Genomic DNA, 22,776 nt, shown 5'->3' on the forward strand with positions numbered 1-22,776 from the left:
GTCGTGTCGGCCGGATCGCAGGCCGCTTGCCATCCAGAAGAAAGCTGACATGCAAACCGCCAACGCCCTGCCCGGCCCTCTCGACCACCTGAAGGACCGCTCCGTTCTTCGCACCGCCTGTTTGATCGGCGGAGAATGGGTGGCCGATGCGGCACGAATGATCGACGTCGACGACCCAGCCACAGGGCGTGTCATTGCCCGAGTGCCCGACCTGCCGCGCGCCGCCGCCACCCAGGCCATCGACGCCGCCGAAGCCGCTCTTCCCGCCTGGCGCGCAAGACCCGCCAAGGACCGGGCGAGGCTCTTGCGCGCGTGGTACGACCTGATGGAAGTGCATGCCGACGATCTGGCATGGATCCTCACCAGCGAGCAAGGCAAGCCTCTGACCGAGGCACGCACCGAGATCCGCTATGCGGCCTCGTTCATCGAGTGGTTTGGCGAGGAAGCCAAGCGCTTGTACGGCGATGTCATCCCGGCTCCAGCCGCTGACCAGCGCATCACCGTGCTGCGCGAACCCATCGGCGTGTGCGCAGCCATCACGCCATGGAACTTCCCCGCCGCCATGATCACGCGCAAGGCAGGGGCCGCGCTGGCAGCCGGTTGCACCATGGTGCTCAAGCCGGCGTCGCAGACACCGCTCACCGCACTGGCGCTGGCCGAGTTGGGCCAGCGGGCGGGCCTGCCCGCCGGCGTCTTCAACGTGGTGACCGGCAGCTCGCGTGAGCTCGGACCCGAGCTCACCGGCAATCCCAAGGTGCGCAAGCTGACCTTCACGGGCTCCACCGAGGTCGGCCGTGAATTGCTGCGCCAGTGCGCCGACACGGTGAAGAAAACCTCGATGGAGTTGGGAGGCAACGCACCTTTCATCGTACTGGCCGATGCGAATCTGGACGATGCTGCCAAGGGCGCCATCGCCTCCAAGTTCCGCAATGCCGGACAGACCTGCGTGTGCACCAACCGGATCTTGGTCGACCGGGCGGTGCTCGAGCCTTTCGTCGCCAAACTCGGCGCGGCCATGCGCACGCTGCAAGTGGGCGACGGACACGAGGACGGCACTGTCATCGGCCCGCTGATTGATCGCGCTGCAGTCGACAAGGTTGGCGAGCTAGTGGGTAGCGCAATGCGAGGCGGAGCCCGCGTGATGCAAGGCGGCGCGCCACACGAGCTGGGAGGCAACTTCTACCAGCCCACGCTGGTCGTGGACGTGGATGAGCACATGAGCCTCTTCAAGGAAGAGATCTTTGGCCCCGTGGCGGCGGTCACTCCGTTCGTCGGCGACGATGAGGCCCTGCGATTGGCGAACGAAACCATCTTCGGTCTGGCCTCATACGTATACGGCTCGGACATCGGTCGTCTGACCCGCTTCGTCGAGCGGCTGGAGTACGGCATGGTGGGCGTCAACACGCCCGCCATCTCGACTGAAGTCGCGCCCTTCGGCGGCATCAAGCAGTCGGGCCTCGGCCGGGAAGGCTCGCACTACGGGTTGGACGACTACACGGAACTCAAGTACGTTTGCCTTGGCGGCGTCCCGACATGAACCCCGAGCAGCCTGCGCCTGTGCGATCCGACCTGTTGGACGCACGCCAGGCGCTGGCGGTGCTGGGTGTCAAGCCGCAGACCCTGTATGCCTATGTGAGCCGGGGGCTGATTCGCGCAGTCAATCCGCAGCGGCGCAGGCTCAGCCTCTACTATCGAGAGGACATCGAAGCGCTGCAACTGCGGGGCCGGGCGCACAACATGCCAGGCCAGGCTGCCCAGCGCGCACTGCGCGTGGGTGGCGACGCCGTGCTCGACTCGTCCATCACCGAGATCACCCGTGAAGGCCCGCGCTACCGGGGCCGGCTGGCCCTCACCATGGTGGAACATGGCCTGCCCTTCGAGGCCTGCGCCGAGCTGCTGTGGCAGCAGCGGCCAGACTCCGCGGGCACGCCCTGGCCTCTCGCTACCGCCGGTCCTGGTCATGCCGCTTTCGTCGCAACACTGCGTTCGGCAGCGCGCCACACCACCTCGCGCCGTCTGCTGGCGCTGGCCATCGAAGGTTGGGCCGCCTGCGCGAACGTGGAGCCCGCGGCCGAGGAGCGCGACGACCTGGCCACCGCCCGTTCCATCCTGCAAGCGGCCACGGCGGCCCTCGGCCTGCTGCGACCGCAACCGCGCTACTGCCCTCTGCACCCCGACGAGCCGATCGCGCACGGCCTGGCGCGGGCTCTCGGGGTGTCCACCCAAGTCGACGCCGTGCGCGCGTTAGACGCCGCGCTGGTACTTTGTGCCGATCACGAGCTGGCGCCGTCGACCTTCGCCGCACGCATCGCCGCTTCGGCTGGCGCGGATCTGTACTCCTGCATGACCTCCGCACTGGGTGCCTTCGAGGGTCTGTTCACGGGCTACGGCTGCGATCTGGCCGAGCGCCTACTGCGTGAGGCCGGCTCGGTGGGGGACTATGTGGACGACCTCGTCGGGCGCGCACGCCGCAAGGAGCCGCTGCCGGGCTACGACCATCCGCTGTATCCCAAGGGCGACCCGCGCGGACGCGCCCTGCTTGATCTGGCCGAGTCTCTGGCCGAACGGCGGCCCGCCGTACGTCGCGCCTGCGACGCAGTCAAGGCGGCACATGAATCGCTGGGCGCCCAGCCCAGCCTGAGCGTCGGCCTCGCAGCGCTTGGTATCGCGCTGGAGCAGCCGCCGCGCGCGCCGGCGACCATCATGGCGCTGGGCCGGTGCGCAGGATGGGTGGCGCATGTGCGTGAACAGCGCCAGGCGGGCTTCCTGGTGCGTCCGCGCGCACGCTACGTCCCTCAGTCGCCGGCTGCTCCAACGTGCTAGACCACGCCACCGCCGTGCACGACGAACCACTCACTCAAAGACGCGGCGCTCATCGAGCACCAGCGGCAGTTCCTTGTTCTTCTCGGAGTAGCCATCGAAGGGCCGCCCGTGGGCGTCGACGCGGGCCATCACGTCCTTGGCGGCATCAAGCGTCGCGCCGACACGCAGCAAGACCAATGGCTCGTCTCCGCTGGCGTGAAACCAGTAAAACGCTCCCGCCGGGATGAGGACGCAGTCATTGCGCGCTACCTCCCGCGTCTCGTCGCGCGGGCCGTAGAACACGGCGCGGCCCTGCATGATCACGAACAGATGATCTTCATTGGCGTGCGCGTGCAGCTCGTTCTCGCCGCCGCTTGCATAGGTCTTGAGCACGACATTCATGCAACTGGAAGCGCCCAACACTTGGTTCGTGCGTCCCTGCTTGGGAAGGCGCGCGCGCAGATGAAAGAAGCTGGGCACGCGCGACTGCGCAAGCCTCTGCATCTCCTTGCGCCACTCGGCTTCGCTGTTGGCAACGGGGGCAAATCCGGCGGAGGGTGTCGAATTCATGATTGTCGATGGTGAGAACGTGGAACGCGGGTCGCTGCAACCAGTCCAGCCTCATTCGCGAGGTGTGTCATCCTGCTCGGCGGCCCAACGGGCGATCTCGTCCTTGCGCATGAAGGCGACGCCGGGGTGCGACTGTGCATAGACGATGAAATCTTCAATCGCCTTGCTGATGCCTGGCTGCCCGGCAATGCGATCGTGGGTGCTGAACGACATCTGGCGGCGCCGATGCTCACCCTCGCGGTACAGCACGTCGAACTCGTCCTTCAGATCCGAGACGTAGTCACGCATCGACAACGAGTGATGGTGAAAGCGCTCAATGTCGTTGTTGCGCCGCGAGTAGGGCACCACCATGAAAGGCCGGCCGTTCAGCGTTACCGAGAATGGCTCGTCTCGGCTGATGTCGTCGATGTAGTACAGGAAGCCCATCTCCTGCAGGATGCCCAGGGTGTTGGCGCTGTTGCGCAAGGCGAAGGCGTTGAAGCCGATCGGCCGCGTACCGGTGGCCTGGACGATCGCGTCGATGTTGGCCTGGTACGAGGCGCGCTCTTCCTCGGGCGTCAGGCGCCAGTGCGGTGACCACTCGTACCCGTGCGCCGCCGCCTCGTGGCCACGCTGGACAATCTCCTTGGCCAGCGCCGGACTTCGCGCCACCGCCTTGCCGACCATGTGCGAGGTAACCTTGATCTTTCTACGGTCCCACATATCCAGCAGGCGAGGAATGCCCTCCTTCAGACCGTATTCGAACCACTTCTGAACGGCCGGATTGGAGGTCTGCGGATCCATCTCGGCAAAGGGACTGTAGGGCGCCAGCGCGGGCTGCGCGCCGGCTTCCATCTGCATCGACACCGAGATGACCAGGCGGGCACCGCCGGGCCAGAAAATCTTTTGCGTCATGGCTCTCATTGGGTGGGAGTAAGCGGCCAATTAAATCGGCGGCCAGCACAGCCAGCAATCTTGATTTGCACTCAATCCGTGAATTCCATCGAACCTACGAAAAGCCTTTGCACGATCGCGAGCTCTGGCCCAAGATGCTGGCATGGACCACAGGAGCGAGTGAGATGGATGCATTGCTACACGCCCGGGTGCCAACGGCAGCTGGCGCGACAGCTACTGCAGAGGGCACGATCGAACAGGAGGCTGGGCGCGGCGACTATGTCGATTCCAAGGAGGCAATGAAGCTGCTGGGCATCCGGCAGCAGACGCTATACGCCTACGTCAGCCGCGGCCTGATCGCCAGCATGCGCCAGGCCGATCGCAAGGACCACCTGTACCTGCGTGCCGACGTCGAGCGCATGGTGCTGCGCTCGCTGGCGCGCACCGGCCACGGCGCCCTGGCCGCCTCGGCAATGAACTGGGGCGAACCCATCGTTCCTACCACCATCACCGAAATCACGCCGCTCGGTCCGCGCTACCGCGGTCATCTCGCAGCCGACCTGGCGCGGCGTCGCTCAGGTTTCGAATCGGTGGCCGAGCTGCTGTGGAGCGGCCTGCTCGACGACCACCCGGTGACCTGGGCCGGGCCTGCGCCCGCAGCGCCGCTGATGCGCCTGACCCGCGCACTGGCCACTGCCGGCGCAGCCGATCAGTTGCACGAGATCTTTTCGCTGGTGACTCTGCAGATGGGCGTGAGCACCGGTTCCGAAAGCAGAACCTCGGCGTTCCGCGAGGAGTGCCCCGAGGAACCGAACAGCTTCGACGCTGCTCGCGCGGTCATCCGGACTCTGGCCGGCTGCATGGGTTATGCCGGGCCGGCGCAAGGCTTCGTACCGCTGCAGGCTGGGCAGAGCGTGGTGGAGGGCCTGCTGCAAGCGCTGGGCCTGTCAGCCTCGAACGAGAACGCCGAAGCGCTGGAGGCCATGCTCATCTTGCTGGCCGACCATGAGCTCTCACCCGGCACCTTGTGTGCGCGGGTCTGCGCCTCCGGCGGCAGTGCACTTCATAGCTGCCTGGCCTCGGGGCTGTGTGCCATCGGCGGAGAGGACATTGGTCGCCACTTTCTCCGTGTGGACGAATTTCTCGATGGCGCGCCCGACCTTTCGGTGCTGCTGGCGCGCGCCGCCGACTGCCAACGTCGCGGCACTGTGGTACCGGGCTTCGTGCACCCCGTCTACCCGCGCGGCGATCCGCGCGGGCGATACCTGCTGGCCTTGCTGCAGCGTCGGCCGACGCTCTCCTCCGCCTCACGAGCGCTGCTGAAGTTCGTCGACGAGATGGCTTCCCGCTTCGACACGCACCCACGCCACGAACTGGGCATGGTGGCATTGTCGCGCGAGTTGGGCCTGGCACGGCAGGTGCCTGGTGCGCTCTTCGCGCTCGCGCGCACCGCAGGCTGGGTGGCCCACGTCCAAGAACAGCGTCAGACCGGAATGCTGCTGCGCCCCCGTGCCAAGTTCGTCGGCGCGGTTCTGGACGCGACCTGACCGGGCCTCCGGCCGGAAGGGCCCCGTCGCGAAGCGCGACGGTGTGCGCGGCCTGGGACGTCGCGATTACTTAATCAATCTTGTCAATGTCGAGAGCGCTGTCTACGCTTGGCCGCGTCTATCCGTACACCCCAACTCATTCCGCCATGTCCCTTTTCCATCTCCCATCCACGGCGCCAAGTGCATCGTCAGCAACCGACCCCGGTGCCGAGCGGGAGGCACCATGACGAAGCTGCGCGTGGGCATCGTCGTTCCTGCCTTCTTCTACGTACCCTACTGGCTGGCGCTGGCGCGCGGCTGGTACGGGGAGTTCGGGTTGGACGTGGAGATTGTCGACATGGGCGGCATCGTCGAAGTGACGAAGGCGCTGAAATCCGGTGAGATCCAGATCGGCGTGGGCTCGCCCGAGCACGTCATCCATGACGCGGCTGCCGGTGGAGACCTGCGGATGTTCGGCGGCAACGTCAATCGGCTCACCCATTCGCTGATCGTGCAGCCCGAGATTGAGCGCATCGAGGACCTGCGCGGCAAGACCATCGGAGTCTCGGCCCTGAATGCCGGCACCTCCTCGCTGTTCATCGACCTGCTTGCCCGCCACGGCTTGCAGCCGGGTGACTACCGCGTGGTCGGTGGCGTCGTCGTCCCACCGCGACACGACATGCTCATGCGCCGGGAGATCGACGCCGCGATGCAGACCGATCCGCACAACTACATGGCCGAGGACGCTGGCCTGCGCAACCTCGGACTGGTGGCCGACTGGATTCCCTACTTCCAGTTCACCTCGCTCAACGCCCGCCAGTCCTGGGCCGATCGCCATCCCGAGGAGATGTTGGGCTTCCTGCGCGCGACCCTGCGCGGCTCCGCGCTGATGACCGAGGACGCGCCGTCCGCCATCGAGGTTGCCGCCGGCCACCAGCTGATGGACAGGCGCTACCTGCAGCGCGCGTGGGAAGACCACGTGAGCGGTGCCGTGCCGGTGGACCTGCACCTGGACCGGCGCTCCATCGCTACCGACGTGGAGATGATGCGACGGGATCGCGAGGCGGCGCTGGCCATCCCCGACGACGATGACGTCACCCGTTACGTCAGCCTCGAACTGCTGGCAAGGGCACAGGCCGCCGAAGGGCTGCCGATGTGCACCCTCGTATGAGCGTCATTTCTTCTCCCGCCACGCGCCGGCGCATGATTCGCGCGAGCGCGGCAGCACTTCTTACCCTGGGCGCCGCCGTCGCCGGCGCGCAATCGGCTTTCCCGTCCAAGACGGTGCGGCTGATCGTACCCTTCCCCCCTGGTGGCCCCGCCGACGTGCTGGGCCGCGCACTGGCAAAGGGGCTGGCCGATCGGTGGGGTCAGGCGGTGGTGGTGGACAACAAGCCCGGTGGCGCCACGGTCATCGCTGCGATGGAAGCCGCGCGCGCGGCGCCCGACGGCCACACGCTGTTCCTGCCCATCGACTCCACGCTGACCATGAACCCGGCGCTGTTCTCGCGCCTGCCCTACGACCCGGTGCGCGACTTCGCGCCGATCTCACTGCTTGCGATCCAGCCGCTGGTGCTGGTTGCCAACGACACCACCTCTGCACGCACCGTTGCTCAGCTGATCGAGCAGGCCAAGGCCGCACCGGAGCGGATCAACTTCGGCTCGGGCACCATCGGTACTCAGCTCGCCGGCGAGATGTTCAACCGCGCCGCCGGCGTGCGTCTGAACCACGTGCCGTACAAGGGTGGGCCCGACGTGGCCAAGGCGCTGCTGGGCGGCGAGATCCAGGTCAGCTTCGACGGCATCGCGGCCAACCTGCAGCACATCCGCTCAGGGAGGTTGCATGCCCTGGCCACCACTGGCCTGGAGCGCGCCGCAGCCCTGCCGGAGGTGCCGACACTGAACGAACTGGGCCTCAAGGACTACGAGGCGCGCGTGTGGCTCGGGCTCATGGCGCCGGCACGCACGCCGCCTGCGATCGTCGAACGGATCCAGTCCGACGCCAAAGCGGTGCTGATGCGGCCTGACGTGCGCAAGTTGATCGAGCCGCTCGGCTTCGAGCCCATCGCCTCCACGCCGGAAGGTTTGGTGCAACGCATGCGCGCCGACAGCGCGCGCCTTGTGCCACTCATCAAGGAATTGGGCTTGAAGCTCGATTGACTGCGCGCTCGCGTGGTGACGAACTCGACCTGCGCCGGCCCGCGTGAGGGCCATGGCGGCCTCACGCCGACCATCAGCCCGGCAACTGAAGCAATTGCCCGAAGCCGGCCACTTGATCCGGCACGCCGAGCCGGCGCATGGCATACCAGGCCGCGGCAGTGTTGCTGGTCACCACGGGGCGGCCCATGCGCCGCTCCAACGCGTCGACTACCTCAGCCGTGCGCACCGTGGTGCAGCTCAGAACGCCAACCTCGGCCTGCTGCGGCATGCGCCGCGAAACGAATTCGAACCATTGCGAGGGGCTCACCGCCATCATCTCGTCGGCGGTTTGACAGCCCAGACCCTCGCAGCATTCGACGGCAAAGCCGTGCGCCCGGAAAAAGTCCGCCTCGCGAGCAATGACCGACTCGCCGTAGGGAGACAGCAGTGCCAAACGACGTGCACCCAGCGCCTTCAGGCTCTCGAGCAGCGCCTGCGAGGTGGTGGCGGCCTGCAGTCCGGTGGCCTGGACAATGCGTCGCTGCAGCGCCCCCTCCAATTCGGCGCTGTAGGTCGAGACCGCGGTGCAATGGAAAAGCACCAGCGCGACGCGCGCATCGGCAACGAGCCGCGCATCCTCTTCGAGCCTGTCGGCCATGGCGAGCAGCGAGGCTTCAGTACTGTCCGTCAGCTTCAGCCGCGTGGTGCGCAGGCCCACATCCGCCGGCAGCATGGCGCGCAATTGCACCTCGGCCGCCTGATTGCCTGAAGGCAACAGCAACCCGATGGTCCCGCGCGAGCCGTAGTCGAGCGTGGGCCCCCCGGCGACGGCCGCTTCCTGATCGGCCATCGTCATCGGCGCTCAGTCGCCCCGGGTCAGGCCGGAGGCCATGGCCTTGGCGTACTCGCGCGTAATGCGCACGTCGATGACCGCCACCTTGCCGTCGCGCACCGCCTGCAACCCGTCGCGTAGCGCAGACTGCACTTCGGCCACCGTCTGCAGGCCACCCCATGCCGTCGCGCCTTGTGCCCGCGCCATGCCGGCGATGTCGACATCGGGGCCTTCGATGCGCTGGCCCACCCACTTGTTCTCCACCGGCCGTGCACGCACTTGCGCCACTTTCTCCTGGTGCACCTCGTCATTGAAGAACGAACGGTTATTGGCCACCACGACGAGCAAGGGAATGCGGTAACGCACCGCCGTCCATAGCGCGGTGACACCCATCAGGAAGTCGCCGTCGCCCAGCACACCCACGGCCAGGCGGCCGCTGTCGCGCAAGGCCAGGGCGGCGCCCACGCACATGCCCGGGCCCGAGCCGACACCGCCGCCGCCGTCATACCCCAGATAGTCCAGCGGGTGCTCGAAAGCCTTGGCATCGCCTGGCCAGCCGAGGTTGGTGCGTATCAGGCTCGCCGGCTGTGCCGCGTCCAGCGCCGCGCTCACCAGCTGGGCAAACGTGGCCAGCGGCATGTCGCCCTCGTAGCGATCGTTGATCGCCGGCGTGGCGGCGGCCGGTGGGCGTGTCGCTGGCGGCGCTGCGGCAGGCAGATGCGGCAGGAGCTGCGCCACGAGGGTGTCGGGGTCGGCGGCGAGGAAGGTGTCGGCGCAGGGCATGCCCTGGTGTTCACCACCGAAGCCGTTGTGCAGCACGTGATCGAGGGACACCTGCACCACATGCGGTGCCACTGGGTGCGTACCGAAGGCCGCCTTCAGCGCACCGGCCAGGTCGAGCCAGTCCAGGCTGAGCACCACGTCTGCCTCGCGCAGCAACGCCAGCGCCGGCTCGGTGAGGAAGTAGCCAGGTGCCGGCCCGTGCAGCGGGTGTCGCGATGGGAAGGCCGCGCCCAGCTTGAAATCGGTAAGCACCGTGGCGCCCAAGCGCTCGGCCAGCGCCACCCGGCGCTGCCACGCCTCGGGGTCGCGGTTGACTCGGCCCATGAGGATCACCGGGCGGCGCGCCTCGGCGAGACGCTGGGCCAGCCGCTGCACGCTTGGGCCACTGACGGCTGGCGGCTCCGGAGGCTCGTAGCGCCGCAGGTCAGGCATGGCAGGCAGCTCGGCCGCGGAGGCCTCCTGCAATGCGCTGTCGAAGCACACATAGGTCGGTCCGCAAGGCACCGTAGTCGCGATGCGACGCGCTCGCACCACCGCCTCGGTGGCACCTTCCAGCGAAGAGGGCTCAGCATCCCACTTGACGAAGCTGCGAACCAGTGCTCCCTGGTCTTTCGACGTGTGCAACCAATCGATCCAGGGACGGCGCTTGGCCGTGTCCACCGGCCCGGTGGCCCCGAAGACCAGCACCGGGACGCGGTCGCAGAAGGCATCGAAGATGGCCATGGACCCGTGCATCAACCCCACATTGGCATGCAGGATGGCCCCCATCGGCTTGCCAGTGACCTTGGCGTACCCGTGGGCGATCGCCACCGCATGTTCTTCGTGCAACACGGTCAGCATCTGGGGCTTCTGGTCTCCGAGGTGGTTGACCAGGCTGTCGTGCAGGCCCCGGTAGCTGGCCCCCGGGTTGAGCGCGACATATTCCAGGCCGATGTGACGCAGCAGGTTGGCCAAGTGGTCGCTGCCCCAGCTGCGCAAGTTGGTTTCTACGGCCGAAAGCGCCGATGTGTCGGAACGATTCATGATGGAACTACCTCCCCTTGCTTCAGTCGAGCTTGACCTTGAGTTCCTCGGACAGCCGCTTCCATGTCGCCAAGTCCTGAGCGATCTGCTTCTCGAACTGCGCACTGTCCAGAATGCGGGTGGAAACCAGCCGGTCGGCGAACGCCTTTTGCAGTTCCTTGTCTTGCATCACGGCCAGCACCTCGGCCTCGAGCCGTTTGGCGACTTCCGGCGGCATCGCGGCCGGCCCGATAAGGCCGAACCACACCTCGGCATCGAAGCCCGGGAAGCCTTTGGACTCGGCCACCGTCGGGAGGTCAGGCTTGAAGGGCAGGCGCTGTTGCGCGGCGACCGCGATGTAGCGAAGCTTGCCCGCCTGCACTTGCGGGTCCAGGTTGGGCACGGTGTTGAACAGCACTGGCACCTGCCCACCAATGCCGTCGATGATCGCCGGCGAGCAGCCCTTGTAAGGAACGTGGATCATGTCCACTTTGGCCACCTGCGAGAAACGCGCTCCGGTGAAGTGCTGCGCGGTACCGTTGCCGCAGGACGAGAACGTGAGCTTGCCACCTTGCTGGCGCGCGTAGGCGACGAGTTCATCCACCGTCTTCACTGGAAGCGAGGGATGCACCGCGATCGCGATCGGGGTAGACGCCATGGCGGCGATGAACTTCAGGTCTTTCTGGGTGTTGAAAGATTGGCGCATTCCCAGCGCTGTATTGATCGTCAGCGTATTGTTGTTCATCAGGAGCGTGTAGCCGTCAGGCTTCGCACGAGCGACGTACTCGGTTGCTATGTTGCCGGACGCCCCGGCCCTGTTGTCTACTATCACAGTCTGGCCGAGGCGCTGAGACAGCTTGGGTGCGATCAGACGGGCGATGACATCCGCGCCGCCCCCGGGCGGGAATGCTGCAACGATAGTGATCGGTTTGCTCGGGAAGGGAGCCTCCGCGACGGCGGTGCCGGCAGCAAGCGCGGCGAGAGTGAGGGCGCCTAGCAGGCGGGTGTGAAATTTCATGATGTTGTCTCGCGTTCGTGTATTGCGGGCAGGCAGCCGCAGAGTCGGTGGGCTAGCAGGGGGTCCCCTTCAGCCCAGCTTCAGGTTGACATTCTTTGTGTAGGTGAACTCCAGCAATTCCTCGAAGCACTCCTCGCGGCCGATGCCCGAGTTCTTGACGCCGCCGAAAGGCGCGCCTACGAAGTGCTGGCTGGTGTTGTTGATCCACACATATCCTGTGTGGATACGCTGCACCGCACGGTGTGCCGTCTCCAGGCTGCGCGTCCAGATCGAGCCGGTGAGGCCGAACTCCACGTCGTTGACGTCGTGCCACAACTGCTCTTCGTCGCGCCAGCGAAAGACGGACAGGATCGGTCCGAAAACCTCCTCGCGAGCCAGCCGCATGCCGGGTTTCATGTCCGCGAAGACGGTGGCCTCGAAGAAGAAGCCGTTGCGCAGTGCGGGATCGTCAGGCTGCTTGCCCCCGACCACCAGGCGAGCACCTTCATCCAGCGCCGAGCGCACAAAGCCCTTCACCTTGTCGAGTTGGGCCGCGCTCACGAGCGACCCCATAGTCGTGGCAGGGTCCAACGGCACGCCCGGCTTGTGGCGCTGCGGCACCAGTTCGGCAACGCGCCTCACCACCTCGTCGTGAATGTCCTCGTGCAGGAAGACGCGGCTGGTCGATCCGCAGCTCTGTCCAGACCAGGAGAAGTTCATGCCCCCGACGATCCCGTTCACCAGCTTCTCAAGGTCCGCGTCCGGGTAGGCGACCAGAGCGTTTTTGCCGCCCAGTTCCAACAGCACGGGTTTAAGTCCGTCGGCCGCGGTTTTCATCACCGCGCGGCCGGTGGGCACGCCTCCGATCAGCGTCACCTTGCGCACCAGCGGGTGGCGGGCCAGCGCCTCACCGCATTCACGCATGCCGCAAAGGAAATTCACCACGCCGGGCGGGAACAATCCGCCGATGAGTTCGCCCAGCCGGATGATGGACAAGGGCGCTTGGTCTGGTGCCTTGACCACCACCGTATTGCCCGCGGCCAATGGTGCGGCAATCCGCATGGCCGCGAACATCAAGGGGTGGTTGTAGGCCACGATGCGTGCTACTACACCCAGCGGTTCGCGCACCGTGTAATTGAGGTGACCGGGCCCCATGGGAATGGTTTCTCCCTTGATCTCAGTGGCCAGGCCGGCGAAGTACTCGATGCCATCCGCCGCAAAGTTCGCGTCATGCGCCAACATCGCCACTGGATTGCCATTGTTCAGCGCGTCCAATTGCGCCAGGGAGTAGGCATGCTCGCGCAGCACCGCTGCTGCCTGCCTCAAGAGCCGACCACGTTCAACGGGAGGCATGCACGACCAGGCGGGAAAGGCAGCCTGGGCAGCGCGCACCGCCGCATCCACATCGGCGGCTGTCGCGACAGGCGCCTGCGACAGCGGCTCATTGCAAGCCGGATTGAGGGTGTCGGCATAGCCGCCTTCCAGCGGCTCGTGCCAGGCGCCGCCGTAGAACAGCGCATTGTGCGCCGGCAGCACGCCGGCAGGAATTTCGTTCGCTCGCATGGTGACCTTCAGCTACGCCGCGCGAGGGAATCCGCACGGCAGGGCTGCACTTTCAATCAGGGCGCAGAGTTGGTCAATCTTGATTAAGCGATCCACTAGAGCATGCGACGCGGGAAAGTTCAGTCGAATGGCTTCTCCAAGCCGGCTACTCCGCCTTGATGTTCGCCTCCTTGATGACCTCGGCCCAGCGCTTCGTGTCGTCCTCGATGGTCTGCGCCATTTGCGCGATAGTGCTGCCCTTCAAGACGATGCCCTGGTCGGCCATTCGTGCTTGAACCTCGGGCTGCGCCAAAACCTTGCGCACGTCGCGGTTGAGACGCTCGATGATCGCCGGCGGCGTGCGAGGCGGCGCGGCCAGACCCACCCATACCTCGCCCTGCCAACCTGGTACGCCGGCCTCGGCGAGCGTGGGCACATCCGGCACCAGCGGAACCCTCTCGTTGCCCACGATGGCCAGCGCTTTGAGCTTGCCATCGCGAATGTGCGGCAGCAGTTGGTTGATCGCGCCAAACTGCACGTCGACCTGCCCGCCAAGAAGATCGACGATCGCTGGCGCCCCGCCCTTGTAAGGCACATGCGTCATGCGGGCACCGGTCATCGACCGGAACATCTCCGCCGCCAGATGATGAGGACTCCCGATGCCGGAAGATGCATACGACAGGCCTGCCGGCCGCGACTTCGAGAGTTCGATCAGTTCCTTGACCGAGCCCACCTTGGCGCTGCTGCCCGCGACCAACACGAAGGGGACCGTGCCCAACAGCGTGACCGGCGCCAGATCCTTGGCAGCCTCCAGCCGCGGCGACAACGAGTGATTCACCACGAACACGTTGTTTGGCGCCACCAGCAGTGTGTGGCCGCCTGCGGGGGCTCTCGCGACGGCGTCAGCGCCGATGTTACCGCTGGCGCCTGGGCGGTTTTCCACGATCACACTCTGATGCCATAGCCCGCTCAGCTTCTCTGCCAGCGTACGGGCGAGCACATCGTTGCTTCCGCCAGGTGTCAGCGGAACGACCAGCTTGATCGGCTGACTCGGAAACTCCTGCGCGTGGGCTGGCGCCAAGACACCCAACCACGCCACGGTTACGCTCGCCAGCGCGAGAGCGATGACTCGCCGACGCCTGTGGTGCACGCACAAGACGCGATTGCCAACGGCAGCTTGCTGTTCAGGACTAAAACGATCGGGCACTCAATGTCTCCTTGTCTGTCTGCTTCGGGCGCCCGGAGATGCACGACGTCCGGACGACGGCCAAACTGTGTCAGCCGCCATCGACTGTCGTTTGCACGACGCGACTCGGTCAATCTTGATAAGCAAATCAACGTCCCTCCCGAAGCTGTCTGGAGCGTCAAACCCATGCTTTCCTGTATTGAGCGGCAATCAAGCTGGACCGGACCAAGGGTGCTGCATAAATTCACGCACCGCATCAGGGCTCACCGTGAGCCACTTGCCGACGATCCACTTCTGCTTCTCACTACCATGACTCCATCCACTCGTCGTTCCTGCCTGATCCGCCTGCTTAGCAGCGTGCTAGGAATGAGTGTCTTCACGCCCTGCGCTTTCGCCGAGAACTGGCCGCGCCAACCAGTGAAGATGATCCTGCCTGTAGGCGCGGGCTCGGTACCCGATGCGATGGCGCGACTGGTCGCCGACAAGCTCACGCAGCAGTTGGGCAAGCCGGTGGTCATCGAGAATCGCCCTGGCGCCGGAGGCATCGTCGGCGTTCAGGCAATGGAAATGGCGCCGCGCGACGACCACACGGTGATGTTCATGTTCACGGGCGTGTCCGTCATCACGCCGCTGATGGTCAAGTCGGTCCGCTATGACGTGCTGCGCGACTTCACGCCGATTGCCGGACTGGCCGAAACCAGCTTCATGCTGGCGGCTTCTCCCGGAGTGCCAGCAAAGACGCTTCCCGAGATCATCCGCTACTCCAAGGAGCGACCGGGCAGTGTTGTTCTGGGTCACGTCGGGCCAGGGTCGACTGGCCACATGATGGCCGAGAACTTTGCCCGGCGCAGCCAGGGGGGGTTTTCCGTGGTGGGCTTCTCGCCATCTTCCGGTCCGATAGCACTAATGAGTGGGGATGCTTCTTACTACATCGACGGCATCGCGGCGCTCTTGCCTCTCGTCAAGGCCGGCAAGGTAACACCAGTGGCGGTCTTTTCATCGAGTCCTCTACCCGGATTGGAAGGCTACAAGCTGGCAAACGAAACTGTGCCCGGTACAGAGGGAATGGGCAGCTTTGGCATGATGGGTCCCAAGAACATGTCCACGGAAGCGCTGGCAGCGATGATCGGGGCACTCGGCAAGGTCATGTCAGATCCAGACGTCATCGCTCGCTTGAGGGAACTGGCCATCTTCCCGACCTTCACGCCCGGTCCGGCATATGCAGACGTTATTCGTAGAGAGAATGCAGCTTGGTCGCTGGTTGCGAGGACCACGGGAATGGAGCCGCAGTGACGCAGTCGGTCATCAGCGGACTTTCGTGCATGATCCTCACCATCACCCAAACTACCGTCTCGCTTCAGAAGTGGTAGCTCTGGATTTTCACAATCGCTGTGGGTGCCGACACCGGGGGCAATCTAGCCGGTGGCGATCACGGAATCAGACGATCCGGGTCTCGAGTTCACCAAGACCCTGGATCCACACCTTCGTCACGTCGCCGCGCTTCAGGAAGGTGCCAGTTTCCATCCCGACGCCCGCGGGCGTTCCCGTGAGAATCACATCGCCGGGATACAGGTCAGTTCGTTCGCTCAAGTGCGCGATCTGTTCCGCGACACTGTACAGATGGTTGCGGGTGTTCGAGTCCTGGCGCAGGACGCCATTGACCCACAGTCTGATGTCAAGGTCTTCGGGAGAACCCACGAATTCGGCAGGAGTGAAAACGGGCCCGAGTGGACAGGATCCGTTGAAGCACTTGTGCCCGATCCAGTCGTATCTGAAGGGGGAACTCGGATCCGCCTTGTCTCGCAGAAAGTTGTCTCGCGCCGACAAATCGTTCGCGCACATGTAGCCAGCCACGTGGGCGAGTGCAGAGTCGACCGCGACGCTGGAGGCCTGCCGCCCGATGACCACCGCCAACTCCGCTTCCCAGTCCAAGCGCTGCGTTCGAGCAGGGAATGGAACGTCGCCCCGATGACCCGAGAGATTGGCAACGCCTGCCTTCAGGAAATGCCACGGTGCGATGCCCTCGCTCTTGGGATCGAGCACCAGCGACATGTTGAGGGCCCGGCTCATCGCCTCGACGTGGTCGCGATAGTTCGCGCCGGCCGCATAGATGGCGCCGGGGCGTACCAGCGGCGCGAGCAACGCGAGTTGGGTTGGATCGAGCTTCGCCTCGGAGAAGGCCGATTCATCGGCAGCCACCGCGAGTGCCAGCTGCCGCAGTTCGTGCTGCGCCGCCTCCCATCGCTGAAGCAGGGCGTCAACGGAAGAGAGCGCCGCCAGTTCATCCCGCCCGATACAGCTTGCTGCAACCGAGAGGTCCAGCCAGTTGGTGTCGATCAGAATGCCACCACGCGACATGCTGCGTGTCCCATAGCTGAAGAGCTGGTACTTCAAGTGTCTACTCCTCGATCACGAAACCGGAGGCCTTCACGACGCCAGCCCACCGCTGCAGGTCTTCCTGGACCAACGCGGCCACACGTTGCCTGGGCATTGGTGCCACGACGATGCCGAACTTCGCGAACCCTTCGGCAACCGCTGAGCTCTTCAACGCCTCGTTGATGGACTTCTCCAACCTGGTGGCCGCCGCTTCCGACGTTCCTGCGGGAGCGAACACGGCGATCCAACTCTGCACCACCACGTCTCGGTAGCCGGATTCACGCAGAGTTGGTGCATCGGGAAGAAAGCGCGATCGCTCGGGGCCAGTGGTCGCAAGCACCCGAAGCTTTCCGCTTCCCATGTGCGGCAGCACCTCCGCGACCGGGTTGATGCTCGCGGGGACCTGGCCACCAAGGAGGTCCTGCATGGCCTGGGTTCCCCCCTTGTAGCCCACGTGTGTGAGATCGACCTTCGCGGCAGTTGCCAGCATCACGCCAGTGAAGTGAGGGGTCGATCCTGGAGCAGGCGATGCAAACAACGCCTTCTTCGGGTTGTCGCGGCACCATTGCAGGAACGCACCGACGGTTGTTACTTCCTTGGGCACGGCCGGACCCACGCAGAGTGCGAACTCGGACACGCCGCACATGGCTACTGGAACAAAATCCACAAGCGGGTTGTAGGTCAGCTTGCGATACAGATGGGGAAAGACCGTCAGTGGGAAGTCAGGCGTGACCACGATCGAGTCGCCGTCGTTCTTCGCCCGGATCGCGGCGTCCAGCGCCAAACGACCACCTGCTCCGGCACGGTTGTCGACGATCGCATCGAACCCACCCATCTGGCGTGTCACCAAACGGGCGATCACGTCAGTGGCACCGCCTGGCGGAAAACCGACGTACACGTGCAGGGGAGTGGCCGCGAAGGCTGGCAGCGCTCTGTACAACGATACGGCACCGGCGCCCTTCAGGAACATTCGGCGCCGAGGTTGGAATGGCTTCGACGTACGAGGTCCGCTAAATCGGGTCATGTTTGTCTCCTGATGAATCGCGATTCTTCAATAGGTGTCGCCATCAATCCATAGAGATAGCATGAATCCTCGGTATAGCTGACGTCTATACTTGTCGATTGACGGATCTCTGAGGCTGCGCCGCCATTTCGGCCGATCCCCGACACCATGAGCGCATGGCGACAGGGCAGATCGACTTCGCGCCCGGCGTTCTTTGTGTCAATGCGACCCCATTGGCCTGAAGCGCGCGCGTCGCTGTCGAGGCCGAAGAGGTGCCGGGCTAAGGTCGAGCCAGGGTCTCCGCCAACTCCCACAGCGACCCCATCTGTCCTGAATGGAACAGCAGGGGCGGCGTGTCGGTCCGAGAGAACCGTTCCACGCGCCCGAGGATGATCGTGTGGTCGCCCTCCTGATGGCGCGAATAGGTTGAGCATTCGAACGTTGCCACACTGTCGAAAAGCCTTGCGCAGCCATTCGAGCCCACCTCGAACGCGTCCGCGAACTTTTCGAACTTGTCGGCCGCGGGTTTGGCGAAATGCCATGCCAGGTCCTTCTGCCCGGCGCCCAGCACACTCAGGTTGAACGGTCGCGTCGCAAGGAAGGCGTCGGCGCTGCGCGTGTCGTCGCGAATGCTCCACAGGATGAGGGGCGGGTCCAGTGACACCGAGGAGAACGAGTTGATCGTCATGCCCTCGCGCTTGCCGTCTGGCGTCGTGGTGGTCACCAGGCACACGCCCGTCGGGAATGCACCGAGAGCCTGCCGCAGGAGGCGGGCGTCGACCGTGTCGGCTTCGTCGCCCGTGATGAGTGCCCAGGAGTACATGGCTCGTGTCTCGTTCAGTACTGACCCTTGGGCTCCAGGCCGAGCAGGTATTGCCCCACCATCGAAGAGACCGCGTCCCAGTTCAAGCTGATGTGACGCGAAATGGCATTCGCATCGCGCCACATGCGTTGAATCGGCTGGTTGAGCGACAAGCCTGCTCCCCCCACGCTGGCGAACACGGCCTCCACGGCATCGCGCGACAGGCGCGCGGCGAACGCATGGTCGCGACGATTGCGGATTCGCTGTTCGACGCTGATGATGTGGCCATCTAGCGCCATCTGTTCGACCTGCGCCGTGTCCCGGTAGAGCAGCAGCCGCGCTGCATCGACGCTGGCAGATGCTTCGGCCAAACGGGACTGCACCGGGAAGAACTCACTGAGCCTGTTACCCCCTCCGGACACCGCACCGCGCGTCACCCTCGTACCGGCCATCTGGATCATTTCGTCCACCGCACCTTGCGCCGTGCCGAGGATCGGCGACACAAGGCAGACGGGAACGGCCGACAGAAAGGGGATCCGGTAGATCGGATTCGAGTTGACTCGCGCGCCCGGAGGGTTGTTGGAGGAGGCTTCGGCGAACGTCAGCTTGCGGTGTCCCGGAATGAACGTCGGCTTGTCGATCACCACGCCCTTCGAGCCGGTCCCTGACTGGCCGGCGACATGCCAGTTGTCTTCGATCGACCAGTCCGAGCGCGGTGCCAGCAGGAACCCCGCCGTCGGCGAGGCGCCCTTTTCTTCGGGCGGAAACTGGACCCCCAGGAGAGCCCATTGGGAGTTGTCGACGTTGGAGGCGAACAGCCATTTGCCCTGCACAACATATCCGCCATCGACCTTCTCCGCCATCGTGGCCGGCGCGTATGAGCCACAGACGATCGCTTGGGGATCGCTGCCCCATACGTCGTCCTGCGCTTGCTCAGGGAAGGTTCCGACCAGCCACTGGTGAATGGCGCCCAGCGAACATCCCCAAGAAGACGAAGTGCAGCCGCGTGCGATTTCGCTGACGACGTCGATGAACGCAGTAAATCCGTACTCATAGCCACCGTATCGGGCAGGCTGCATCAGCTTGAAGAAGCCAGCGTCGTGAAAGGCCCGCGTCGTTTCGTCGGAGACACGGCGGTCCTCCTCGGTCCGTTGAGCCCTGGCGCGCAGCATGGGGACCAATTCGCTTGCAGACGCAACTAATTGCTCGATCGGGGGCGCACCTTCCACCGGTGACTTTCTTCCCGGTGCGGGAAGGTCGACCCGGTTCAGCTGCGCGAATGGGGCGAAGGGTGCTGCGACGTCGTTCATGGGAAGTCTCCAAGAGGTTGGGGTGGCATTCGTTCGAGGCCTCCATTGAAATTCATAACACTTGCAAACGCAATCAATAATTGCCTAGGGTTTTCACTACCAGGATTGCCTGCTTCGTTTGTAAGATTCGGCATGGCCAAGAGAAAACCAGTATCAGTTGCGCCGAGGAACGAGGTGTTCGCAGCGCTAGCCCCCGCAGATTCAGTTGCATTTGCAGGCAAACTAGACAACCACGACCTCGATCGCGCTATCCCGTACTTGCTTGCGCGCGCAGGGGCCCGCATGGGACAGTCGTTCAGCCGCGAGTTGAAGCAGTTCAACCTCTCCCTGACCGAATGGCGCGTCTGCGTGGCGCTCCATCACCTGCCGCAGCAGCGCCTCTCCGACCTTGCCCTGCACACGTCGACCGAGCCCTCGACGCTTTCGCGCGTGGTCGATGGCCTGCTGCAACGCGGCGTGCTCGTGCGCGATCGATCCGATGAGGACGCCCGCGCCCTCGCTCTCGAACTGACCGATGCGGGGCGCGAACTGACGCTGCGCATCATTCCCCTGGCCCAGGTCTATGAGCGCGTGTCGCTGTCGGGGCTGACTGCGGTGCAGGCGGAATCGCTTCGACAGATGCTGCGAATGGTCTACGAGAACCTCGCGGTGCTGGACAACGAGTAGAAACTCGTAGAACGGAGGCCGCCAGTGAACATCAACTCGATCGACCTGAATCTGTTCCTGGTGTTCCAGGCGATCTATTCCACCCGAAGCGTCACGCTCGCAGGCGATCGCCTCGGCATGACGCAGTCGGCGGTCAGCAATGCGCTCAAGCGCATGCGCGAGCGCTTCAACGATGCGTTGTTCGTTCGCACGGCCGACGGGATGGTGCCAACGCCGGCGGCTGAGCGCCTCATCGCTCCGATCGAGGAGGGACTCGCAAGCCTGGCGCAAGCCATCGACCAGGGGCGCACCTTCGAGCCTGCGACTTCCAGCCGCTTGTTTCGAATCGCAGTGAACGATGTCGGGCAGTTGGCCATGATGCCGGAGCTGCTTTCCGTTGCGCGGAACATAGCGCCAGGCATTCGCTTTGAAACCGTGGATGCGGCCATGGCCGAGGCCCGCCAGCGGATGCTCCACGGGCAAATCGACATCGCGCTCGGCAGTTGGGAGCCGATGGGTCCATCGTTCTATCAGCAACGGTTGTTCGACGAGTCATTCGTGGTTCTGATGTCCAAGACATCGGCGCTGGGCACGCCAGAACACATCACGCTGGATGACTACCTTGCAGCCGAACACGTCGCCTATCGACCGCAAGGCACCACTGATTCCCAGCTTCAACAAACGCTGGACCGCGCAGGCGCACTGGATCGGCGCCGGGTCGTCTTGACGGCTGCCCATTCCCTCGGCTTGTCGTCGATCGTTGCTGCGTCGGGGCTGTTGCTGACCGCACCCTCGCGGCTCGCCAAGGCGATGGTGGCATCACGCACGGATCTTCACATCGTCGACGCCCCCTTCGATGTCGTGCCCTTCGAGATCCGGCAGCAATGGCACGAGCGCTTTCACCAGGACAGCGGCAACCGCTGGTTGCGCGAGCTGCTCTTCGGCCTGTTCCATGAGCGGTCTCGCCGCGCGCCCGAGGTGAGGCCGCAGGACGTGCTCGCTGAAGATCAAGGCGCCGGCGCAGCACCCTCGAACGCTTGATCGAGCAACTTCTTCAGAGGCGCGCGCTCGAGCGGTCGTGGATTCGGATACTGGTTCGACACCGCCAGTTCCACCGCGTGGTCCAACCCGCTCTCGTCCATGCCGATCGCTTTCAGCGAAACCGGTGCGCCATGCGATTCTGCAAGTGCGAACAGCCCCATAGGCGCATTGACGACGCCGAGCGCGCGCGCGATGCGGATCATGGCCTGTGGCGCGGCCTCCGCGTTGTACTGAAGGGCGTGCGGCAGGACGACCGTATGCACGTCGGCATGCGGCAGGTCGAAGGTGCCGCCCAGCGTGTGGCACAGCTTGTGGTGCAGGCCCATCGACACGGCACCGAGAACAGTTCCGCAGAGCCAGGCGCCGGAGAGAGCAAGACCGCGCGCAGCGAGGTTCTGAGGATCGTCTCGAAGTGATTGCAGGGAAGCCGCGCAGGCACGAATGCCTTCTTCGGCCATCAATGCGGTCACCGGGTTGCCATCGTGGGCGTACAGGCCTTCCGCCGCGTGGGCGATCGCATTGATGGCGCTCGTGACGGTCAGATCCATCGGCAGCGACAGCGTGAGCTTGGGATCGTAGACCACCACTTTCGGCAGCACGCGGAGGTCGCGCCCGGTCTTCTTGACCCCTCCCTCGGTGATGCCATAGATCGGCGTCACCTCGCTGCCCGCGTAGGTCGTGGGGACCGCGATGATCGGCAGGCCGGATTCCAGAGCGATGGCCTTGCCGAGCCCGACGGTGGACCCCCCGCCGATGGCCAGTGCGCAGTCCACCTCCAGTTCGGTGGCGAGCGCGCGAGCCTTGCGTGCGACCTCAATCGGAACGTGCATGGCGGCCCCGTCGAAAATCGATGCAACGCGAGCGCCGATCCGGTCCGCCACGGCCTGCGCCTTTTCGCGCTGGTGGGGCGTGCAGAGGACCAGCGCCCGCCGGGCGCCGAGGCGATCGAGTTCCTCTGGCAGCCGGTCAATGCTGTCCGGTCCGAAGATGATGCGCGAAGGATTTGAGTTGTAGACGAAGGAGTCCATCAGAGGGCTTTCGGCAAAGGGTAGTCGACCTGGTGGCGCGCGATGCGGAGCTCTCCGAGTTCACGCTTCACGCGCACATGCTCGGGATGCGTCGCGTAGTCCTCGAGGCTCTGTGCGTCCTGGAAGCGAGTGAGGAGCACGACATCGCAGGCGTAGTCGATGCGACTCGCATCGATGCCGATCTCGAGCTCGAGCAGACCAGGCACCCGCCCGCGCAGGGATTCGAATGCATCGCGGATTGCCAGGCAGTTGGCCATGCGCTCCGACGCCGACGCCCCAGCGACGCGCCACATCACGACATGCTTCATTTCCACACGCG

General features: G+C 64.9%; 21 protein-coding genes. 8 read left to right on the forward strand and 13 right to left on the reverse strand.

The genetic code is table 11. From position 1 onward, the window contains the following. Window positions 1-49 precede the first annotated feature (49 nt). Window positions 50-1,537 carry an NAD-dependent succinate-semialdehyde dehydrogenase gene (locus QTI68_RS10450; protein WP_286521376.1) on the forward strand — a complete coding sequence of 496 codons (1,488 nt, stop codon included), beginning with the start codon at window positions 50-52 and terminating at the stop codon, window positions 1,535-1,537. Further along, on the forward strand, window positions 1,534-2,823 hold the full coding sequence (locus QTI68_RS10455) for a citrate synthase (protein WP_286521377.1): 1,290 nt from the start codon (window positions 1,534-1,536) through the stop codon (window positions 2,821-2,823). Before QTI68_RS10450 ends, QTI68_RS10455 begins: the two co-directional genes overlap by 4 nt. A gap of 30 nt (window positions 2,824-2,853) precedes the next feature. Here QTI68_RS10455 and QTI68_RS10460 read toward each other — a convergent pair whose 3' ends face one another. Next, window positions 2,854-3,372 carry a cupin domain-containing protein gene (locus QTI68_RS10460; protein ID WP_286521379.1) on the reverse strand — a complete coding sequence of 173 codons (519 nt, stop codon included), beginning with the start codon at window positions 3,370-3,372 and terminating at the stop codon, window positions 2,854-2,856. Between the two features lie 51 nt (window positions 3,373-3,423). Continuing rightward, on the reverse strand, window positions 3,424-4,296 hold the full coding sequence (locus QTI68_RS10465; RefSeq protein ID WP_286521381.1) for a polysaccharide deacetylase family protein: 873 nt from the start codon (window positions 4,294-4,296) through the stop codon (window positions 3,424-3,426). A gap of 134 nt (window positions 4,297-4,430) precedes the next feature. On the opposite strand from QTI68_RS10465, the gene QTI68_RS10470 reads away from it, so the two are divergent. The 3 genes from QTI68_RS10470 to QTI68_RS10480 all read left to right on the forward strand — a co-directional run bounded on the left by QTI68_RS10470 (window position 4,431) and on the right by QTI68_RS10480 (window position 7,931). Then, complete coding sequence (locus QTI68_RS10470; protein WP_286521382.1) at window positions 4,431-5,792, forward strand: citrate synthase; 1,362 nt, start codon at window positions 4,431-4,433, stop codon at window positions 5,790-5,792. A 223-nt stretch (window positions 5,793-6,015) separates the two neighbouring features. After that, on the forward strand, window positions 6,016-6,942 hold the full coding sequence (locus QTI68_RS10475; protein ID WP_286521384.1) for an ABC transporter substrate-binding protein: 927 nt from the start codon (window positions 6,016-6,018) through the stop codon (window positions 6,940-6,942). Between the two features lie 32 nt (window positions 6,943-6,974). After that, entirely contained in the window at window positions 6,975-7,931 is a 957-nt protein-coding gene (locus QTI68_RS10480) for a Bug family tripartite tricarboxylate transporter substrate binding protein (protein WP_286521385.1), read from the forward strand. Between the two features lie 73 nt (window positions 7,932-8,004). On the opposite strand, the gene QTI68_RS10485 is transcribed toward QTI68_RS10480, so the two are convergent. The 5 genes from QTI68_RS10485 to QTI68_RS10505 form a co-directional block, all read right to left on the reverse strand. Beyond that, window positions 8,005-8,766, reverse strand: a complete 762-nt coding sequence (locus QTI68_RS10485; RefSeq protein WP_286521387.1) for a maleate cis-trans isomerase family protein — start codon at window positions 8,764-8,766, stop codon at window positions 8,005-8,007. A 6-nt stretch (window positions 8,767-8,772) separates the two neighbouring features. After that, window positions 8,773-10,548: a thiamine pyrophosphate-binding protein gene (locus QTI68_RS10490; protein WP_286521388.1), complete on the reverse strand. Its 1,776-nt coding sequence runs from the start codon at window positions 10,546-10,548 to the stop codon at window positions 8,773-8,775. Between the two features lie 22 nt (window positions 10,549-10,570). Next, a complete protein-coding gene (locus QTI68_RS10495; protein WP_286521390.1) occupies window positions 10,571-11,545 on the reverse strand; it encodes a tripartite tricarboxylate transporter substrate binding protein in 975 nt (324 codons plus the stop codon). A 69-nt stretch (window positions 11,546-11,614) separates the two neighbouring features. Beyond that, window positions 11,615-13,087, reverse strand: coding sequence for an aldehyde dehydrogenase family protein (locus QTI68_RS10500; protein WP_286521391.1), 1,473 nt, complete (start codon window positions 13,085-13,087; stop codon window positions 11,615-11,617). A gap of 145 nt (window positions 13,088-13,232) precedes the next feature. After that, window positions 13,233-14,273 carry a Bug family tripartite tricarboxylate transporter substrate binding protein gene (locus QTI68_RS10505; protein WP_286521392.1) on the reverse strand — a complete coding sequence of 347 codons (1,041 nt, stop codon included), beginning with the start codon at window positions 14,271-14,273 and terminating at the stop codon, window positions 13,233-13,235. Window positions 14,274-14,438: 165 nt separating this feature from the next. Between QTI68_RS10505 and QTI68_RS10510 the strand changes: the two genes are divergently transcribed. Further along, window positions 14,439-15,545: a Bug family tripartite tricarboxylate transporter substrate binding protein gene (locus QTI68_RS10510; protein ID WP_286521394.1), complete on the forward strand. Its 1,107-nt coding sequence runs from the start codon at window positions 14,439-14,441 to the stop codon at window positions 15,543-15,545. A gap of 144 nt (window positions 15,546-15,689) precedes the next feature. Here the strand turns inward: QTI68_RS10510 and QTI68_RS10515 are convergent, their stop codons facing one another. From QTI68_RS10515 to QTI68_RS10530, 4 genes are all read right to left on the reverse strand, one after another. Further along, window positions 15,690-16,646, reverse strand: coding sequence for a fumarylacetoacetate hydrolase family protein (locus QTI68_RS10515; RefSeq protein WP_286521396.1), 957 nt, complete (start codon window positions 16,644-16,646; stop codon window positions 15,690-15,692). A 4-nt stretch (window positions 16,647-16,650) separates the two neighbouring features. Continuing rightward, window positions 16,651-17,598: a tripartite tricarboxylate transporter substrate-binding protein gene (locus QTI68_RS10520; RefSeq protein WP_286521399.1), complete on the reverse strand. Its 948-nt coding sequence runs from the start codon at window positions 17,596-17,598 to the stop codon at window positions 16,651-16,653. A gap of 313 nt (window positions 17,599-17,911) precedes the next feature. Continuing rightward, the gene (locus tag QTI68_RS10525) at window positions 17,912-18,454 is read right to left on the reverse strand and encodes a flavin reductase family protein (RefSeq protein WP_286521400.1); all 543 of its coding nucleotides are present in this window, start codon (window positions 18,452-18,454) and stop codon (window positions 17,912-17,914) included. A 14-nt stretch (window positions 18,455-18,468) separates the two neighbouring features. After that, a complete protein-coding gene (locus QTI68_RS10530) occupies window positions 18,469-19,743 on the reverse strand; it encodes an acyl-CoA dehydrogenase family protein (RefSeq protein ID WP_286521402.1) in 1,275 nt (424 codons plus the stop codon). A 282-nt stretch (window positions 19,744-20,025) separates the two neighbouring features. Here QTI68_RS10530 and QTI68_RS10535 point away from each other — a divergent pair, with 282 nt between their 5' ends. Further along, window positions 20,026-20,409 carry a MarR family winged helix-turn-helix transcriptional regulator gene (locus tag QTI68_RS10535; protein WP_286521404.1) on the forward strand — a complete coding sequence of 128 codons (384 nt, stop codon included), beginning with the start codon at window positions 20,026-20,028 and terminating at the stop codon, window positions 20,407-20,409. A 24-nt stretch (window positions 20,410-20,433) separates the two neighbouring features. Continuing rightward, a complete protein-coding gene (locus QTI68_RS10540; protein WP_286521406.1) occupies window positions 20,434-21,429 on the forward strand; it encodes a LysR family transcriptional regulator in 996 nt (331 codons plus the stop codon). Here QTI68_RS10540 and QTI68_RS10545 read toward each other — a convergent pair. Together QTI68_RS10545 and QTI68_RS10550 are read right to left on the reverse strand one after the other, a co-directional pair. Then, window positions 21,396-22,457, reverse strand: coding sequence for a maleylacetate reductase (locus QTI68_RS10545; protein ID WP_286521408.1), 1,062 nt, complete (start codon window positions 22,455-22,457; stop codon window positions 21,396-21,398). The two genes, QTI68_RS10540 and QTI68_RS10545, sit on opposite strands and share 34 nt — an antisense overlap. Beyond that, a complete protein-coding gene (locus tag QTI68_RS10550; protein WP_286521409.1) occupies window positions 22,457-22,765 on the reverse strand; it encodes a Dabb family protein in 309 nt (102 codons plus the stop codon). Before QTI68_RS10550 ends, QTI68_RS10545 begins: the two co-directional genes overlap by 1 nt. Window positions 22,766-22,776 lie beyond the last annotated feature (11 nt).

It is taken from the genome of Variovorax sp. J31P207 (genome assembly GCF_030316965.1).
Lineage (GTDB): Bacteria > Pseudomonadota > Gammaproteobacteria > Burkholderiales > Burkholderiaceae_C > Variovorax > Variovorax ginsengisoli_B.

Bases quoted from the DNA above. Each gene is read 5' to 3' on its own strand.
- QTI68_RS10550 (WP_286521409.1), bottom strand. From the start codon at position 22,765: ATGAAGCATGTCGTGATGTGGCGCGTCGCTGGGGCGTCGGCGTCGGAG.
- QTI68_RS10525 (WP_286521400.1), bottom strand. From the start codon at position 18,454: ATGTACTCCTGGGCACTCATCACGGGCGACGAAGCCGACACGGTCGAC.
- QTI68_RS10495 (WP_286521390.1), bottom strand. From the start codon at position 11,545: ATGAAATTTCACACCCGCCTGCTAGGCGCCCTCACTCTCGCCGCGCTT.
- QTI68_RS10480 (WP_286521385.1), top strand. From the start codon at position 6,975: ATGATTCGCGCGAGCGCGGCAGCACTTCTTACCCTGGGCGCCGCCGTC.
- QTI68_RS10500 (WP_286521391.1), bottom strand. From the start codon at position 13,087: ATGCGAGCGAACGAAATTCCTGCCGGCGTGCTGCCGGCGCACAATGCG.
- QTI68_RS10455 (WP_286521377.1), top strand. From the start codon at position 1,534: ATGAACCCCGAGCAGCCTGCGCCTGTGCGATCCGACCTGTTGGACGCA.
- QTI68_RS10520 (WP_286521399.1), bottom strand. From the start codon at position 17,598: ATGTTCCTGAAGGGCGCCGGTGCCGTATCGTTGTACAGAGCGCTGCCA.
- QTI68_RS10535 (WP_286521404.1), top strand. From the start codon at position 20,026: ATGGGACAGTCGTTCAGCCGCGAGTTGAAGCAGTTCAACCTCTCCCTG.
- QTI68_RS10510 (WP_286521394.1), top strand. From the start codon at position 14,439: ATGCTTTCCTGTATTGAGCGGCAATCAAGCTGGACCGGACCAAGGGTG.
- QTI68_RS10530 (WP_286521402.1), bottom strand. From the start codon at position 19,743: ATGAACGACGTCGCAGCACCCTTCGCCCCATTCGCGCAGCTGAACCGG.
- QTI68_RS10545 (WP_286521408.1), bottom strand. From the start codon at position 22,457: ATGGACTCCTTCGTCTACAACTCAAATCCTTCGCGCATCATCTTCGGA.
- QTI68_RS10460 (WP_286521379.1), bottom strand. From the start codon at position 3,372: ATGAATTCGACACCCTCCGCCGGATTTGCCCCCGTTGCCAACAGCGAA.
- QTI68_RS10475 (WP_286521384.1), top strand. From the start codon at position 6,016: ATGACGAAGCTGCGCGTGGGCATCGTCGTTCCTGCCTTCTTCTACGTA.
- QTI68_RS10450 (WP_286521376.1), top strand. From the start codon at position 50: ATGCAAACCGCCAACGCCCTGCCCGGCCCTCTCGACCACCTGAAGGAC.
- QTI68_RS10470 (WP_286521382.1), top strand. From the start codon at position 4,431: ATGGATGCATTGCTACACGCCCGGGTGCCAACGGCAGCTGGCGCGACA.
- QTI68_RS10490 (WP_286521388.1), bottom strand. From the start codon at position 10,548: ATGAATCGTTCCGACACATCGGCGCTTTCGGCCGTAGAAACCAACTTG.
- QTI68_RS10485 (WP_286521387.1), bottom strand. From the start codon at position 8,766: ATGACGATGGCCGATCAGGAAGCGGCCGTCGCCGGGGGGCCCACGCTC.